This window comes from Citrobacter sedlakii NBRC 105722 (assembly GCF_000759835.1).
GTDB lineage: Bacteria > Pseudomonadota > Gammaproteobacteria > Enterobacterales > Enterobacteriaceae > Citrobacter_A > Citrobacter_A sedlakii.
The window spans coordinates 617,480-633,417 of the sequence record NZ_BBNB01000002.1 but is presented as its reverse complement, the minus strand read 5'-3'; the positions used below and the strand labels follow the sequence as shown (position 1 = coordinate 633,417).

Annotated in this window: 13 protein-coding genes, 1 tRNA gene and 2 pseudogenes; 13 read left to right on the top strand and 3 right to left on the bottom strand. The window is 49.9% G+C overall.

Features of this window, described 5'->3' with window-relative positions; translation table 11 throughout:
• Nucleotides 1-42: 42 nt before the first annotated feature.
• Nucleotides 43-1,095, bottom strand: a complete 1,053-nt coding sequence (gene phoE / locus CSE01S_RS07315) for a phosphoporin PhoE (protein WP_042286151.1) — start codon at nt 1,093-1,095, stop codon at nt 43-45.
• Nucleotides 1,096-1,383: 288 nt separating this feature from the next.
• Here phoE and proB point away from each other — a divergent pair, with 288 nt between their 5' ends.
• The 3 genes from proB to CSE01S_RS07300 all read left to right on the top strand — a co-directional run bounded on the left by proB (nt 1,384) and on the right by CSE01S_RS07300 (nt 3,941).
• Nucleotides 1,384-2,487 carry a glutamate 5-kinase gene (proB, locus tag CSE01S_RS07310; protein ID WP_042286149.1) on the top strand — a complete coding sequence of 368 codons (1,104 nt, stop codon included), beginning with the start codon at nt 1,384-1,386 and terminating at the stop codon, nt 2,485-2,487.
• A gap of 11 nt (nt 2,488-2,498) precedes the next feature.
• Nucleotides 2,499-3,752, top strand: coding sequence for a glutamate-5-semialdehyde dehydrogenase (gene proA, locus CSE01S_RS07305; protein ID WP_042286148.1), 1,254 nt, complete (start codon nt 2,499-2,501; stop codon nt 3,750-3,752).
• A gap of 113 nt (nt 3,753-3,865) precedes the next feature.
• Nucleotides 3,866-3,941 (top strand) — tRNA-Thr (locus CSE01S_RS07300).
• A gap of 117 nt (nt 3,942-4,058) precedes the next feature.
• Here CSE01S_RS07300 and CSE01S_RS07295 read toward each other — a convergent pair.
• The gene (locus CSE01S_RS07295) at nt 4,059-7,277 is read right to left on the bottom strand and encodes an autotransporter outer membrane beta-barrel domain-containing protein (protein ID WP_233422693.1); all 3,219 of its coding nucleotides are present in this window, start codon (nt 7,275-7,277) and stop codon (nt 4,059-4,061) included.
• Nucleotides 7,278-7,658: 381 nt separating this feature from the next.
• A pseudogene (locus CSE01S_RS23510) lies at nt 7,659-8,231 on the bottom strand (hypothetical protein); the annotation flags it as partial.
• A 452-nt stretch (nt 8,232-8,683) separates the two neighbouring features.
• On the opposite strand from CSE01S_RS23510, the gene CSE01S_RS07290 reads away from it, so the two are divergent.
• The 10 genes and pseudogenes from CSE01S_RS07290 to ompA all read left to right on the top strand — a co-directional run bounded on the left by CSE01S_RS07290 (nt 8,684) and on the right by ompA (nt 15,911).
• Nucleotides 8,684-9,433, top strand: coding sequence for a winged helix-turn-helix domain-containing protein (locus CSE01S_RS07290; RefSeq protein WP_042286144.1), 750 nt, complete (start codon nt 8,684-8,686; stop codon nt 9,431-9,433).
• Complete coding sequence (locus CSE01S_RS07285) at nt 9,406-9,912, top strand: hypothetical protein (RefSeq protein WP_042286143.1); 507 nt, start codon at nt 9,406-9,408, stop codon at nt 9,910-9,912. Before CSE01S_RS07290 ends, CSE01S_RS07285 begins: the two co-directional genes overlap by 28 nt.
• 196 nt (nt 9,913-10,108) lie before the next feature.
• Nucleotides 10,109-10,849, top strand: a complete 741-nt coding sequence (locus tag CSE01S_RS07280) for a winged helix-turn-helix domain-containing protein (protein WP_042286142.1) — start codon at nt 10,109-10,111, stop codon at nt 10,847-10,849.
• Nucleotides 10,822-11,310 carry a hypothetical protein gene (locus CSE01S_RS07275; RefSeq protein WP_042286141.1) on the top strand — a complete coding sequence of 163 codons (489 nt, stop codon included), beginning with the start codon at nt 10,822-10,824 and terminating at the stop codon, nt 11,308-11,310. The genes CSE01S_RS07280 and CSE01S_RS07275 overlap by 28 nt, the downstream gene beginning before the upstream one ends.
• 285 nt (nt 11,311-11,595) lie before the next feature.
• Nucleotides 11,596-12,135 (top strand): Ail/Lom family outer membrane beta-barrel protein, encoded by a 540-nt coding sequence (locus CSE01S_RS07270; protein ID WP_042286222.1) that lies wholly within the window; start codon nt 11,596-11,598, stop codon nt 12,133-12,135.
• A gap of 61 nt (nt 12,136-12,196) precedes the next feature.
• Complete coding sequence (locus CSE01S_RS07265) at nt 12,197-12,553, top strand: DUF4156 domain-containing protein (RefSeq protein WP_042286139.1); 357 nt, start codon at nt 12,197-12,199, stop codon at nt 12,551-12,553.
• A gap of 160 nt (nt 12,554-12,713) precedes the next feature.
• Complete coding sequence (locus tag CSE01S_RS07260) at nt 12,714-13,313, top strand: helix-turn-helix transcriptional regulator (protein ID WP_042286138.1); 600 nt, start codon at nt 12,714-12,716, stop codon at nt 13,311-13,313.
• A 353-nt stretch (nt 13,314-13,666) separates the two neighbouring features.
• Nucleotides 13,667-13,933: pseudogene (locus CSE01S_RS07255) on the top strand (GNAT family N-acetyltransferase); the annotation flags it as partial.
• Between the two features lie 191 nt (nt 13,934-14,124).
• A complete protein-coding gene (locus tag CSE01S_RS07250) occupies nt 14,125-14,754 on the top strand; it encodes a helix-turn-helix domain-containing protein (protein WP_042286136.1) in 630 nt (209 codons plus the stop codon).
• 113 nt (nt 14,755-14,867) lie between these two features.
• On the top strand, nt 14,868-15,911 hold the full coding sequence (gene ompA, locus CSE01S_RS07245; RefSeq protein ID WP_042286134.1) for a porin OmpA: 1,044 nt from the start codon (nt 14,868-14,870) through the stop codon (nt 15,909-15,911).
• The last annotated feature ends 27 nt before the right edge of the window (nt 15,912-15,938 follow it).

The following is a 15,938-nucleotide window of genomic DNA, read 5'->3' as shown; positions in this document are numbered from 1 at the left end:
GAAAAATGCCGGATGCGCGAAACGCCATCCGGCAATGTATCATCAGAACTGATAAGTCATACCCAGCGCAACGATGTCATCGCTGCTCACGCCCAGCTTATTGTCGTCATCGATCTGGTTGATTTTGTAATCAACAAAGGCGGACATGTTTTTATTGAAATAGTACGTCATGCCGACATCGATATATTTCACGATATCTTCATCACCAACGCCTTCAATATCTTTGCCTTTGGACTGCACGTAGCCCAGAGACGGACGCAGACCAAAGTCGAACTGATATTGCGCAACGGCTTCGAAGTTCTGCGCTTTATTGGCAAAACCGCCGGAGATTGGCGCCATGTTGCGGGTTTCAGAATAGATAGTGGCCAGGTAAATATCGTTACCATCATATTTCAGACCAGTCGCCCAGCCTTCTGCATTTTGCCCCTGGCCGCGCGCCTGCTGATTCTGCTCATTGGTACGGTCAGAGTTGGCGTATGCGCCGATAATCGCGAAGTCGCTGCCGCCGAAGTCATAGCTCAGTGAAGTGCCGAAGCCGTCACCGTTCTGTTTCTTCACGTCGCGATTTTCGTTTTTGCCCTGATATTGCAGGGTCATATTCAGGCCGTTGATCATCCCGAAGAAGTCGGTGTTGCGGTAAGTGGCCAGGCCGCTGGCGCGCTTGGTCATGAAGTTATCGGTTTGCGCCAGGCCGTCACCGCCGAATTCCGGGAACATGTCGGTCCAGGCGGCGACGTCATACAGCGCGCCGAGGTTACGACCGTAGTCAAACGAGCCATACTCACCAAATTTAAGACCGGCAAATGCCAGACGCGTCTTCTGACCGCTCTCACTTTCGGTTTTATTGCCGGCGAATTCAGCTTCCCAGCGACCGTAACCGGTCAACTGATCGTTGATCTGCGTTTCGCCTTTAAAGCCAAAACGGATATAGGTCTGGTCGCCGTCTTTTGCATTATCATCGCTGAAATAGTGCATCGCTTTCACTTTGCCATACACATCCAGTTTATTACCGTTCTTGTTATACACTTCTGCTGCCTGCACGGATGCCGATGCAACAATTCCCATCACCACTAATGCCAGAGTGCTCTTTTTCATTTTCAGTCCTGATTTATCTAACGCGCAACTATTCATTGGGAGTGTCCCCGTGAAAAAAACAGGATGGTTTTTATCGTTCTGCAATGAAAGTTTTATGACAAAGTCAGAATAATTTTAAAAAAGAGGTTTTATTTATCACGGTAATAAAACCGTCAAACTTTGCCGCTACGCTTGCTGATCCTGCGCAACAAAATTTCATGCTTTGTGCGCTGCTTGTTGGCAACCGGGGCCAGTCCTGCTAAAACGTTCGTTTGATATCATTTTCCCTATTTTGAACGGCAGAGAATCATGAGTGACAGCCAGACGCTGGTGGTAAAACTCGGCACCAGTGTGCTAACGGGCGGATCGCGCCGCCTGAACCGTGCCCACATCGTAGAACTTGTTCGTCAGTGCGCGCAGCTGCACGCCGCAGGACATCGTATTGTTATCGTTACCTCTGGCGCGATTGCCGCCGGGCGTGAACATCTGGGCTATCCGGAACTGCCCGCCACCATCGCCACCAAGCAACTGTTGGCCGCGGTAGGGCAGAGTCGTCTGATTCAACTGTGGGAACAGCTGTTTTCGATTTACGGCATTCACGTCGGACAGATGCTGCTGACCCGCGCGGATATGGAAGACCGTGAACGCTTCCTTAACGCCCGCGACACGCTACGCGCGCTGCTTGATAACAATATCGTTCCGGTGATCAACGAGAACGACGCGGTGGCGACCGCTGAAATCAAAGTGGGCGATAACGACAATCTTTCGGCGCTGGCGGCTATCCTGGCGGGCGCGGATAAACTGTTGCTGCTGACCGACCAGCAGGGGCTGTTCACCGCAGACCCGCGCACTGATCCGCAGGCAGAACTGATCAAAGACGTTTATGGTATTGATGACGCGCTGCGCGCGATTGCCGGCGACAGCGTTTCTGGTCTGGGAACGGGCGGCATGAGCACCAAACTGCAGGCCGCCGACGTCGCCTGCCGCGCCGGTATCGACACTATTATCGCCGCAGGCAGCAAGCCGGGCGTGATTGGTGACGTAATGGAAGGTCTCTCCGTGGGTACCCGTTTTCATGCCCAGGCCTCGCCGCTGGAAAACCGCAAGCGCTGGATCTTCGGCGCGCCGCCTGCCGGGGAAATTAGCGTCGATGAAGGGGCGACCGCCGCCATTCTGGAGCGCGGCAGCTCATTGCTGCCAAAAGGCATTAAAAGCGTGACAGGCAATTTCTCGCGTGGTGAAGTGATCCGCATCTGTAATCTGGAAGGGCGCGACATCGCCCACGGCGTAAGCCGCTACAACAGCGACGCGCTGCGCCGCATTGCCGGACACCACTCACAGCAGATTGATGCGATTCTGGGCTACGAATACGGCCCGGTCGCCGTTCATCGTGATGATATGATTACCCGCTAAGGAGCAGACAGATGCTGGAACACATGGGCAAGGCGGCAAAAGCCGCGTCGTACCAACTGGCGCTGCTCTCCAGCCGTGAAAAAAATCGCGTGCTGGAAAAAATCGCCGACGAGCTGGAAGCGCAAAGGGAAATCATCCTTAGCGCCAACGCCGAGGACGTGGCGAGAGCGCGTGAGAACGGCCTGAGCGAAGCGATGCTCGATCGTCTGGCGCTCACCCCTGCGCGTCTGAAGGCGATTGCCGACGATGTGCGTAAGGTATGCCATCTGGCCGATCCAGTCGGGGAGGTGATGGATGGCAGGCTGCTGGACAGCGGACTGCGTCTGGAGCGTCGCCGGGTTCCGTTGGGGGTGATTGGCGTGATTTATGAAGCGCGGCCTAACGTTACCGTGGATGTCGCCTCGCTGTGTCTGAAAACCGGCAACGCCGCCATTCTACGCGGCGGTAAAGAGACGTATCGGACCAACGCGGTAACCGTAGGCGTTATCCAGCAAGCGCTTAACGCCTGCGGTTTACCGGAAGCCGCTGTTCAGGCGATTGACAGCCCTGACCGCGCGCTGGTGAACGAGATGCTGCGGATGGACAAATACATCGATATGCTGATCCCACGCGGCGGCGCCGGGCTGCACAAGCTGTGCCGCGAGCAGTCGACTATCCCGGTCATCACCGGCGGGATCGGCGTGTGTCATATTTTTGTTGATGACAGCGCCGACATTAAACCGGCGCTGAATATCATCGTCAACGCCAAGACCCAGCGTCCAAGCACCTGTAATACCGTGGAAACCCTGCTGGTGCATCAGGGCATTGCCGAACGTTTCCTGCCCGCGCTGAGTCAGCAGATGGCTGAAAGCGGCGTAACGCTGCATGCGGATGCTAACGCGCTTGCGCCGTTGAGCGCGGGTCCGGCACACGTTGTAGCAGTGAAAGCGGAAGAGTACGACGATGAGTTCCTGTCGCTGGATCTGAACGTAAAAATCGTTGCCGATCTTGATGATGCTATCGCGCATATCCGCGAACACGGTACCCAACATTCAGACGCTATCCTGACGCGTACGATTCACAACGCAAACCGCTTTGTGAATGAAGTGGATTCTTCCGCTGTTTACGTCAACGCCTCCACGCGCTTTACCGATGGCGGTCAGTTCGGCCTGGGCGCGGAAGTGGCGGTAAGCACGCAGAAACTTCACGCCCGCGGCCCGATGGGGCTCGAGGCGCTGACCACATACAAGTGGATCGGCATCGGCGACGATACGATTCGTGCGTAAAACCAACCGGATGATGCAAAAATAGGCATTTGAATCGCAAGGCCATTGACGCATCGCCCGGTTAGTTTTAACCTTCTACCCCGTGTTCACGCTCGTGGACACGTCCTTTCAGGGCCGATATAGCTCAGTTGGTAGAGCAGCGCATTCGTAATGCGAAGGTCGTAGGTTCGACTCCTATTATCGGCACCATTAAATCAATGGCTTATCCATCTATCATATTTCCCTTAATGTCCCCTGTGGGACAGATTTGTGCCTCCGCATTTAATACGCGGCGACGTTACCAATCAAACGCCCCTTGCCAGACAGTCAAAAAGTCACCCTTATCCCCAGCACGGCATTTGTATCACTGTAACCCTTATCACCAACCTGCTGACCGAGGGTGCCCCACAGGGAGACATACTTCGACAGCTGGCCTTCAACGCCCGCTTTTAGCTCGCCCACGTCGCGGGTGCCCGTCAGATTGATATTGTCACCGTTCATCGATACGCCAAACTCTTTGCTGTTGTGAAGCCAGTTCGCTTCAATAAATGGTTGGAAGGTACGAGCCCTACCATCGTCAAGCTGGCTATGACCCTTGCCGAACAGACGCACGCCGACGCGGGTCTGCACGTTGCCCTCGCCCCGGCCTTTCACGCGGGTACCATTAGCTTCCTGATGATCGTCGGCCCTGACGCCCATCCACATGATTTGCGCTTGCGGTTGGATGTACAGCGCATTACGCTCGCCGATCTGCGCCAGTTTCCAGGTGTAGCCGGATTCCAGTGATGCAGTGAAGCCCTTTGATTCATACGCCTCCACGCTAACGCCGTGACCGGAGACGGTGTTGTCAAACCAGCTGTACTGCGCCCAGGTATCGACATAGGCGCCTTCTGGCGTTTGCAGCCAGGTGCCGTACAGGCCAACGCTGTAACCGCTGATGCGGCTGTCGGCGCGGTAGCCGTTACGCTGGTTTTCGGCCCGAGTTTTCTGGTTGGCGTAGCCCGCCATCAGACCGAGACGGAAACGATCTGCGCTGTCAGATGACCACTCGAGAATGTCGCCGCCGAGCTGCATCACATAACGGTTAGCCTGCATTTCCAACAGGCTGCTGCTGTCTTGCTGACGGGTGTGACCGCCTGCATTACGCAGCCAAAGGCTGGTGATGGCTTCCTTGCCCGTCAGCGCGTCGATATAGTGTGTATCGCCCTGGCGATCGCGTAAGCGAGTCACAAACAGCGTGTTTGCCGCCGCAAGGTTTGCGATGTAGCTTCCCGCTTCCGGACGCAGATCGTCATGCCTGTCTGGAGTAGGGGCCGGGTCTGGATTAGTCTTACCACTGGTCAGATACCAGTTGCCGCTGTTCTCCCCCTGACCGCGGCCAAGGCTGTAATCGTAAGCGCCTGCCACAATACGGCCAGCCTGGATAAATTCGCCGTCAGAGTGCCCATCAACATGGATCACTTCAATGCCGTTCAGCGTTTGCGCACCTGTGCCGCCCGCATTGACTACGCTCACAGTGGTTTCACCATGGGTATCCCCTTTTACCACCAGTTCATCGGTAACGGAATGGTCATCACCCAGTGCGGTATTTATCGTGAGATACCCCTTGCTGCCGGTATAATTACCATTAATAACCAGTTGGTTACCGGCCTGATGACCTTTGAACCCGGTGGCCAGCAAACCGCTGTTGATAAGGTCTCCGCCCACCGTAAACCGATGATTCTCCTCATGGTGGGCACCCACCTGTAGCGTCCCGGCATTAGTGATATTGCCAGCTACACCGCCAATACCGGCGAGCATTCCCGGCTTAGCGATATCCACCTGCGAGCTGGCAAGCGTCGCCGGTGACGCGTTGTTACCCAGCAACAGGCCACCTTGCTTGATGTCCGTCTGGCCCGTCCAGGCGGCGTTGTCACCCAGCGCGATCGTCCCGGTCCCCAGCTTGATTACGCGACCGGAACCATAAACGGTATTATCCAGTCGCCAGTTGTTGTCGCCGTTCAGCACCAGAGATCCGCTGTTATGAACTTCCGCCGCGCCGAGGCTGTCAGCCGTTAACGCCGTCATTTGTGAACCCGTATTAACGGTGAACTGCCCCGAGAATGCCCGATTAGTCCCTGCCAGCACGACATCGCTGTCGATTAACTCAACCTGTCCGGCATCGCTAAGGCTATTGTAGAGACGGCCTGCGGCATAGCTGACGGACAGCGTTCCCGCGGCCACGATATTGCCTGTACCCGCCCCCAGTGTATGATCCAGCACTACCTTCGCGCCCTGCATTATCGCGGTCGTTGCTTGCAGCTCGGGATTGTTACCAGAGATAGATAAGGTTCCGCCCGCAACGTTGAGCTGCCCGTTACCCGCCAGTACGCCTGATGCCTTACCGCCGTTGGTCAACGTGAGTTGGCCGCCATTCAAATGGGTTAGAGAGCCGTTTTCTGCCGTGAGCGTGGCGATGGTTTGCGAATGGCCGCGCATATCAAACCCGGTGTCGCCAGCCAGCTTCAGCTCGCGGGTATTCCCGAGCACGTTATCGTTCAGCATCGCCAGATTACCGCTGCGCACGTTGGTGACGCCGCGATAGTCATTATTCAGATTCGACAGCGTTACCGTCTGGCCTTTCTGGCTGTCAATCGTCAGATCGCCGTCGCCGGTGAGTGTGGCGCTGAGATCGGCCGAATTACCGCCTTTTCCGTTCGCATTGAGGATAAGCGCATCAGCTTCTTTACCCATCAAATCGACATTGGTCAGAGCATAGTTGACGTACAGTCCGTCATCACGGTCACCGCGGGTAAGACGATAGTCGTAAGTTGCATTCGCAACCACGGCGCCATGCTGGGTAATGTCGGCTTCAGCGGTATCACTGATCGCATGGGCGTTCTGGTCAGTTAACGTTAAGTTACCACCGTGACCGATAACGCCGCCGTCACTGGATACCAGTCGCACAAGAATATTACTCTCATCCTGTTCCAGTAAGGGAATAAGGGTATCAGGCATTGGCCTGTCATTACTGAAGGTGGTTCCTCTCGTTACCTGTACGGTTCCCTGACCCGAAATATCCAGCTGGCCGGTGGTATGTACCGTAGCAGGGGAGGTTTTTTGACCCGGGTTAACTTCACCAACAAGCAATGTTCCCCCCTCAAACGTGAGCCCGCCCAGGGTTTGCCGACCCTCGCCAACCTTCACCAAACTTCCCGATCCCATTTTCATCGACAGGTCTTTTAACGCTGCCGCATTCGTTTCGGCCAGCGAAAACGCCGTATCCTGAAGCGCCACCGTTCCCCGGAAGTTATCGGTCAAACGAGATGAGTCAAAAACAAAATCGTTGCCGTTTGTGTTAACGGAAAGCACGCCGTCTCCGGTTAATTTGTTCAGAAAACGCCAGCGCTGAGATGTCTCTATGGACAGCGTGCCGCCGTTAAGCAATACCGTGTTGGCGCCAATATTTTTTGGGTCCGTTATTAAGAGGCGGGCCGGAGAGTCGATAGAAAAATAGCCATGAAAATTCGAGTTATCACCGGCAAGCGCGGATAGGCCGTTCAACATATTGACGCGGCCCTTGCCACTCAAATTCGCCGACAGAGAAAATAAAGCGCTGGCATGATTAAGTGTCAGAACGCCTTCCCTGAAGCCGAAAATAATCTCTTTGGTATTAATATTTCCGGCGGCGACAGCCTGCTCGCCGGCCCTTGCTCCAACGGCAAGCTCTCCTTTCCTGTCTCCTTTGGAAATGATAATTTCTCTGGCGCTTAGCAGACCATTATCGGAGGCGATCGCTGTGGCTGTTCCATCCAAACCTACAATCAGCGTCGCGTCCGTCGAGATGACAGAGCCGGCCCCGGCTACCTGAAGCAGATTATCATAGCCGGCAGTTTCCAGCTCATTCCCGACCTGAATATTCGCGTCAGCATGCGTCTTACCGCTATTAGTGGTTATCAGCGTGCCTGACCCATAGGTCCCGACTATAATTCTGCTTGCGGTTGCTAACTCACTTCCCGGACCATCAACATAGATACGTCCTGATGTCGTAGATTGCGGCGTTCTTCGGCTACCTATCCATATCCCGCTCCAGGTATTGTCCGAACCGTGATGAAATAACTTTCCTCCCTGAGTAATATTTAGCACGCCGCTTCCGTTTCCCTTACCAACCTGTAAAGAACGATTTTTTTTGTCAATCGTAACTATACTTCCTGGTCCGCTAATATTCAGTACCCCATAACCATCAGGATTTTTTGAATCTGACTTACCGCCAACCAGTAAAGGATCGCTGTAAGTAGATTTGATAATGTTCAGTCTGCCGCCATCCGTTATATTGACGGTGCCTGTTGAACCGTGTATCCCTATTTGGAAAAGCTCAGCCTGAACATCACCACCATTAGAAATATTAAGGGTGCCGTCAGTCTCATCACCAATAAATATCCACGGCTCTTCCCATAATGAATCTATCTTTAACGCTTGGTTATCATTAATGGTTGCAGCTGGGGCACCGGTTGCACACATTGATGTGACAATAGCGATGAATAATTTACTTACTTTCATAAAAAGCTCGGCGAATAATATGGATTGCCCCGTTGAGGCAAAGTGACAGACGAGTCAGACCTGACAATGCTGCCGGTTCTGTATGCTTTGAGCTGTTATCCTTGTCTGGCAACGTATTAACAAGGTCTTTGTGCTAAGGAAAAGTTTATGGAAAAAGATCTGAAAAGTGCTTACTGCAAGCTGAATAAATCTTACTTTTTTCTTACTTGTTTGACTTCTTTTTAGACTGAACGTAGGGTGCATTTGAATGAGAGGACAATGCTGTTTGATTGATCAATAATAAAAATTCAGTACAGTGACGGAATATCTTATTTTATTATTGTTATACACTTCAGCGCGCCGGGCCGATCATTAGCAGAAAGAGGTTATTCATAGAGATAACGAAGGAACCCTATCGTTAAAGTAGAGTGATAATGAACGCTACCAAATTTTTGTTAGACGGCAGAGTGCTATTTGATAGCGCCAGAATGACATTAAGTCGACAAGAGAAAATAGTCAGGCTCTCCGAGTCAGAGTGCCATTTACTGCTGGCTTTTTGGCTTGGATTGTATAAAAAAGAAGAGATAATCAATTATGTCTGGAAAAATCGCAGCGGATGCGTTTCTGAATCGAGCTATTACAAACTTATCAATCAACTGCGAAATAACTTCAATCGGGTGGGGCTTCACGCATCTGATATTGTTACACATCCCCGGGTGGGAATATCGTTATCGATAATGCTGACTTCCGCTGATGAAATGTGCGACCTTCAGCAACAAAACGATGATGGGGCGCTGAAAATAAAATTCCGTGCCCTTTTGTCGCACCGGTTTATGGTTAAATGTAAAAACATGCGAGCACTTTGTTGCACCAGCGGTGTGGTATTGCTGATAGGTATTATCCTCATTTTTATTTTTCCCAGCGATACAACACGGAATAAATCTGATAAGGCATTCACCCTGCTTGGCGAGTTTGATGGTTATATTTTCTTTAAAATGAAGACGGATAAAGTGACATTCAAGCAAGTCATCGCCGCATATACATCGATGACATTAAAACCTGGCCCGCAAAATGGTCATTATCTTTATTACATCAGGGAGCCTGATATCAATCTTTTATTTCAGTGTTTAAATCCGATTGAAAACGTGGTGCCAAAATGTTTAACCATAAAAGAACAGTACTGATTACGATGACGGTCATTGCGCTGGCGCTGATCGTGATATTTGGCAGAAACGGGTGGAATGTTCAGCGAAATGTTATAAATGTGGATAATTTTATTTGTACATCTAAATCAATAGTTTATATTGAACCCATGAAGATGAAACTGCGTGGTACGTTTGTGCTGGATCTTGAGTCAGACCGAATCGCCATTCATTATGAAGTTGAACAGGCGGATCATAAGGAAAAACTTTTATTCCAGGATGTTCATATCAGTAAATTACTCCGAACAGGTGTCAGAACGTTCACATTTAAAGTCAGTTCAGTAAATAAATTTTCTGCTGATTCAACCGGAGATATGTTTTCCTGGCTACGTCTCCTTCAACCCGGTACGGTGAATGAGTTGAATATTGTCCAAATCGGTCAGAATGCATATCTGTATTCGTTGAACAGACATTTATATAATGTTTGTACGACCAGCACCAACGCGGTGAATACGCACTAATAGCTGTGTAATGGCCGGTCTGTACGGGCATTGTGGCGGGTGTTGATAACGGAAGGGCTATTACATGTCCAATTTCGTCTGGAGCTGACCTGTGTTAATATGAACGCTGAAGGTTCCGTAAGGCTTTTACTCAGTGCCTGGCAAGGCTGTACAACGGCAAAATCGGATACTCAATGAATAAATTGCAGAAGAAGCCATGAGCGAGCGAAAGTATCTTATCGACAATCGCGTGATATTTGATTCTGAGCGTATGTCATTGACTCACTCAGATAAAACGATGAGCATTTCAGAATCCGAAACGAATTTGCTGCTTGCTTTCTATAAGGGGTTATTCAAAAAGGATGATTTAATCGGCTGGGTCTGGGGGCGTAAGGGCGTTGTAGTATCTGATGCCAGCTATTATAAGCTCATCAATCAGTTACGTAATACTTTCGACAAAATAGGCCTACCGTCCTCATCTGTGGTGACGCGGCCCAAAGTCGGCGTTGAGCTGGTTTTATCCATCACGCTCATGAAGCCTGGGGCCTCCCTACAAACTCCCGCTGAACCGGCGGAACATTCAGCCGAAACCTTCGACGAAACGCCGACATCGTATGAGCACAACAAATCATCTATAGCTGGCCGGAGAGAATGGCTTTTTCTGGCGCTGGCCGCGTTTTTGATGATAGCGAGTTTTGGTGCCAGCTTGTGGGAGAGCCATCCCTACTTTTCAGCGCCCGTTACCCATGACGGTTACTATTTTTATAAAGTAAATAACGATAAAACGACCTTCGGGGATGTGGCTGCGGCTTTTTCTGAATTAACTATTCCGGTGGTTAAGCAGAATGGGCGTCATATTTACTACATCAGAGTGCCGGATACCCATATCTTCGTCCAGTGCCTCAACCCACTCACCGTAGCGGAGCCAAAATGCATTACCCTAAAAGAACGTTATTAAGAATATTAACAGTATTCTTTATTCTCGTCTCCGTGATGTTATGGGTGCAGGTAATAAAGAAACACGCTGTCAGTCATCCCTCTACGGGCGATTTTTTCTGTGCCACTAAAACGATAAGCAATATACAGGCGAAGGGGATAACCGTTGCGGGGGATATTGTCATCGACTTCAAAACGCAACGTATTACGTTACAGCATGATGTAAAACAGGAAAATAATGAGCATAGCCTGTTATATCGGGATGTTTACATGAAAAATCTTCGCCGCATCACTGACGATCTTTTTACGTTTGAGATCGATTCTGTAAAAATATTTCCTGATGACAATGTCGGAAATTTGTTCTCCTATTTTCGCCTGCTCCATCCAGGGGCCCTCAACGAATTACGAATTCAACGCATTGGCGAGAAAACCTATCTTTTTTCGCTTAATCGTCAGATTTATAACGTATGTACAGCGAGTTGATTTGCTCAGGAATCCCTTGGGCATCTCGGTATCAGTATGATAAGAGAGTGACAAGCTGTAAGATGACACATCTTTTGTTACTTATTGAAATGTATGTCTTTAAAATCAATCATTCTGATTCTGTTCAAAAGCAGCAGTGTGTGATTATGATTTTTGTAAGATCTTCTTCCAGACTTTATCAGCTCTGATTAGCTATATTTTCGCTGCTGCAAACGGACATCAGAAGTCGTTTCAGTGGCCTTAATTAATGCTTTTTTCAATAAGATAAAGAGGGAGTATTTATCCATGTCTACGCGACTTTGTGGCGCTGTAATTATTTGTTTTGGTCTGTTAGCCTCATTTCAGAGTATGGCTAGTGGAACACATACGGTATCAATGGGGTATGCTCAAACACATCTGAGCGCATTAAAAAGCTCGAACAGCAAAGATCTTCATGGCTTTAATATAAAATATCGCTACGAGTTTGATGAACGCTGGGGCTTTATTGGTGCATTAACGGCGACTCGCCACGAAATAGAGCACTATAGCTGGCAATCAGTAAAGTTAAAAAAAGAGAGTACCGATACCATTGATTATAGTTCGGTAATGTTTGGCCCAACTTATCGCTTTAATGATTACATCAGCCTGTATGGCAACGCAGGTATGGCGAGAATGAAAATGAAAAATACTCACTCATACGAATCAACGGATGATTCGTTTGCATACGGGGCCGGGGTAATATTTAACCCGTTAACCAACCTATCGCTTGATCTTTCCTGGGAAGCGTCAAAATTCTTTTCTGTCGATGCCAATACGTTTGGCGTAAGCGTTGGCTATCGCTTTTAAAAATGGTACTCCCAGGGAGTGGGGATAAGTAAAATCATATTAAAGAAATTAAGGTTTATCCATGAAATATATATTACCAGCTCTTTTTACGTTGTTTTTAACCGCCTGTAGCGCTAACTCATTACATTCGGGGGCGGAGCGGGTTCGTATGACTCATAACGAGCCTGGAAAAGAGTGTTCGTGGTTAGGCGACATCACTGGCAGCCAGGGCAACTTTTTTACCGGAGGCTGGACCTCGAACAGTAACCTCGAAACAGGCGCGCGGAATGATATGAAAAATCAGGCCTGGAAAATGGGCGGAAATGTTGTTGTGCTGCTAACGCAACGCGCAGGGCAAACCGGCAGTTCCTACAATGGCAGTGGTTCAAGTCAGCAAACCAATGTGACGCTAAGCGGAGCGGTGTACCGTTGTCCATAATTTAATATATTTCATTGATGAATAGAGAGCAGATATCAACATTGACGGTTGCTGTCTGCTCTGATTCATAAATGTTATAAAGGAATGGCATTTCAATTTATGAAGGCCATTATGATGATTTCTGGTATGCCGGGGAAAATATCTTATATTACCGGTGGGTATGTTGTTACAAGGTATGGATACACATTTTAAAGCACAACCTCATGAGGCAATAACCCTCAATGTGTGGCCAGATAATAATCCACTGTTCACTTATTCTCTTGCCCATCTGATTACCGAAACAAACGTGATAAATCGAGTAGAAGAATTCCTGTTCGTCAATTTTTGCATCGATAATGTTATTTTCTTTATTCATGATGATTGGCTTGAAAACCTGCACAAGACAGGCCTAAAGGTTGTGTTGGTTATTGATCTTTTCATGCCTTCACTGGCGAAATATTGGCATAATAAACAAAAAGATATGATCTTGCTGTCGGTTGAGGACAAGGATATAAAGACGTTTGTCTCTGCTCTGGATAGCCTGTCTTATGGACAAAGCGTGGTACTGAAAGATGTCGTACCGATAACAGAGAAAGAAATATTCGTGTTACGTAAACGCCTCTCCGGTATGTCCGTAAGAAATATCGCACCCATTCTTAATTGCTCGACTAAAAGTATTTATTATTACCAGTATTCTTTATTAAAAAAATTGAGGCGATCATCACGGATAGGCGAGATTTATATCCACTGCTCTCATTTGCATGATGCTTACTTAAGGTAGCAGCTAAGTGTCGGGCCGATATTGAGTTATTCTGCTCTTTCTGGCGGAATGGCGGCTAACTCAGAAGGATATGTCGCCTGTTTCAGCCTATCGCGTCATCAACGCAAAACGACATCACTCACTGACGGTCGTATCTAAGACTGGGGGCTGGTCACAATCACAACTTCGTTGACAACCGCACTCTACATAGTTGTATAGCACAACTAAATTTCGGAGAGCACTCAATGAACATTGATTCACCTGTTGTCAGAGACATTCGCATTTCCTCTCGCCTGATGGTTCGTGAGTTAGGATTTATGGCCAATACGCTGGCGGCCACCGACTATTCGCCCTCGGCAGTGCATACTCTTCTTGAAACAGAGGCGCACCTGCGCTGGTTCATTCTGGATGATGGCTGCCGGGGGCATGGCATCGGGCGAAGACTGTTGGCTGAAGCCATGCGGTTTTGTGATGAGAAAGGCTTCCATACGGTACATTTATGGACCTTTAATAAGCTGACGGCGGCGCGTCGGCTGTATGAATCTTTTGGCTTCAGGCTTGAAAAAGAGTGGCAGGGCGACCAGTGGGGAAACCGTATCATCGAACAGCAATTTAACCGGCGTAACGCGTCCGAAATTTAAAAATAAACAACATTTATGCTCCTCAGGAAAATAAATTCCTGTAGGGTTAGATAATCACGCAGGGCAGTCATCCCGGCAGTCATTTCTTTCCCCTGACTTTTTACAACGAAGCATGAATACATTTTTGACTATCTTATTGCGCGTCCCGACTGGACTATACTGACATCACTTTTCAGTGATAAGGATCCGTCATGCTTGTTTTACCTCCCGTTCGCCCCGAGGAATCCATCGCCCGCCTGACGGCGATCATTGAGCCGGTCGCAGAAAAACTGACCGTTGCACCGCGAAAACGGATGACCTGGACTTATAAAGGCCGCCAGCAGATGTATTTACTGCTGGAGGGCGAACTGTCCATTCTTCGCGCTTCGGATGGTCTTTTGATCGTTACGGTTTACGAACCGCACCTGTTCGGAATCGCAGAAATGATACAGCCGACACAAGGTCATATATTGCGGACAGAATCAGTCTCCACCGTACTGCGTGTTGATGCGCAATTGGCGGCGGCGCGCTTTCGTCAGGAGGGCGTCTGGGAAGACGTGGCGGCGTTGCTCTCTTACCATACGGCATATCTGATATATCGCGATGCGCAGATCGTGCAGCAACGTACCTATTCGGTAATACGTAACCATCTGCATGAAATGATATTATTGCCTGAAGAAACGCGTATGCGTACCACCATTCTTGACTATATTCAGGATCGCACGCTTTTATCGCGCAGCAGTATACTGAACGTCCTCTCTGCGCTCAAACAGGGGAAATATATCACCTTCAAGCGCGGGGGGTATCTGCTTGAACTGGGTCATCTTCCCGAGAGTTTTTAAAATTTAAAATTAAACAGAAAACGAATTAACCCGTTGCGACTTTCGTTATATCGTTTGCCCACTGAGTCACTTTGCAAACGAATCTAACTCAGGTTCAGGTAAACGGGAAATACATGAAAAAGACAGTAATAGCTTTAATTATCGCGAATGCGTTCAGCGCCACATCTGCCTTCGCGGCAGCGGACGCGGGCACCTGGTACGGCGGCGCAAAATTTGGCTGGTCACATTATTTTGATGCGAAAACCGGTGCCAAAGCGGTCGAAAATAATAATGACTCGAATCATTTTAATATCGATCGTGATAACGTCGGCGGAGGGATTTACACCGGCTATCAAATCACCCCGTGGCTGGCGGTGGAAGGCGGTTACGACTACTTAGGCAATATGCAGATCGCCGGTCAGCACGGTGGCTCGGGGGCAAAACTGAAGGCGCAGGGTCTGCAAATGTCTCTGAAAGCCAGCTATGCCGTCACGAATAACTGGGATGTTTATGGCCGTGCAGGGGCGATGGGCTATCGCGCGGAGTCTGACGTCAGCGGGCATAACCGTTTTGAAACTGGCGTGCGTCCACTGGCGGCCGTCGGTACGGAATACGCCTTCAATAAAAACTGGGCTGGCCGTGTCGAATACCAGTGGGTCAGCAACGTCGGCAACGCCAACCAGATTGGCGTAAGCAGTGACGTCAGTTCCGTGACTGCCGGCGTAACCTACCGCTTTGGTCAACACGATGATGCGCCTGCCGTGGCGGTCCCGGTTGTCGCGCCCGCACCCGCGCCGGAACCGCGGCATTTCAACCTGAAATCTGACGTGATGTTTGACTACAACTCGGCAACGTTGACCGCGGAAGGCCAGTCAGCCATTCGTCAGCTTTATAACAGCCCGGGTCTGCAGCCTGCGAAAGATAAATCCACCGTAGTAGTAGGGTACAGCGATCGTACTGGCAGCGAGGGGTATAATCAGGAACTCTCCGCCCGCCGTGCGCAGACGGTGGCCGACGCGCTGATGACTCTGGGGATCCCGGCGCAAAATATTCGCGCCGAGGGTCGTGGCGAAAGCGAATCCGTCACCGGCGCACAGTGTGACGGCCAGCAAGGGCAGACACTGATTAACTGTCTGTCACCGGACCGCCGGGTGGTCGTGGAAATCAGCGACACGTAAATGAAAAAAACCGACACACGACGTGTC

Bases quoted from the DNA above. Each gene is read 5' to 3' on its own strand.
- phoE (WP_042286151.1), bottom strand. From the start codon at position 1,095: ATGAAAAAGAGCACTCTGGCATTAGTGGTGATGGGAATTGTTGCATCG.
- proA (WP_042286148.1), top strand. From the start codon at position 2,499: ATGCTGGAACACATGGGCAAGGCGGCAAAAGCCGCGTCGTACCAACTG.
- proB (WP_042286149.1), top strand. From the start codon at position 1,384: ATGAGTGACAGCCAGACGCTGGTGGTAAAACTCGGCACCAGTGTGCTA.
- CSE01S_RS07290 (WP_042286144.1), top strand. From the start codon at position 8,684: ATGAACGCTACCAAATTTTTGTTAGACGGCAGAGTGCTATTTGATAGC.
- CSE01S_RS07280 (WP_042286142.1), top strand. From the start codon at position 10,109: ATGAGCGAGCGAAAGTATCTTATCGACAATCGCGTGATATTTGATTCT.
- CSE01S_RS07265 (WP_042286139.1), top strand. From the start codon at position 12,197: ATGAAATATATATTACCAGCTCTTTTTACGTTGTTTTTAACCGCCTGT.
- CSE01S_RS07295 (WP_233422693.1), bottom strand. From the start codon at position 7,277: ATGTTGAACGGCCTATCCGCGCTTGCCGGTGATAACTCGAATTTTCAT.
- CSE01S_RS07275 (WP_042286141.1), top strand. From the start codon at position 10,822: ATGCATTACCCTAAAAGAACGTTATTAAGAATATTAACAGTATTCTTT.
- ompA (WP_042286134.1), top strand. From the start codon at position 14,868: ATGAAAAAGACAGTAATAGCTTTAATTATCGCGAATGCGTTCAGCGCC.
- CSE01S_RS07260 (WP_042286138.1), top strand. From the start codon at position 12,714: ATGTTGTTACAAGGTATGGATACACATTTTAAAGCACAACCTCATGAG.
- CSE01S_RS07270 (WP_042286222.1), top strand. From the start codon at position 11,596: ATGTCTACGCGACTTTGTGGCGCTGTAATTATTTGTTTTGGTCTGTTA.
- CSE01S_RS07250 (WP_042286136.1), top strand. From the start codon at position 14,125: ATGCTTGTTTTACCTCCCGTTCGCCCCGAGGAATCCATCGCCCGCCTG.
- CSE01S_RS07285 (WP_042286143.1), top strand. From the start codon at position 9,406: ATGTTTAACCATAAAAGAACAGTACTGATTACGATGACGGTCATTGCG.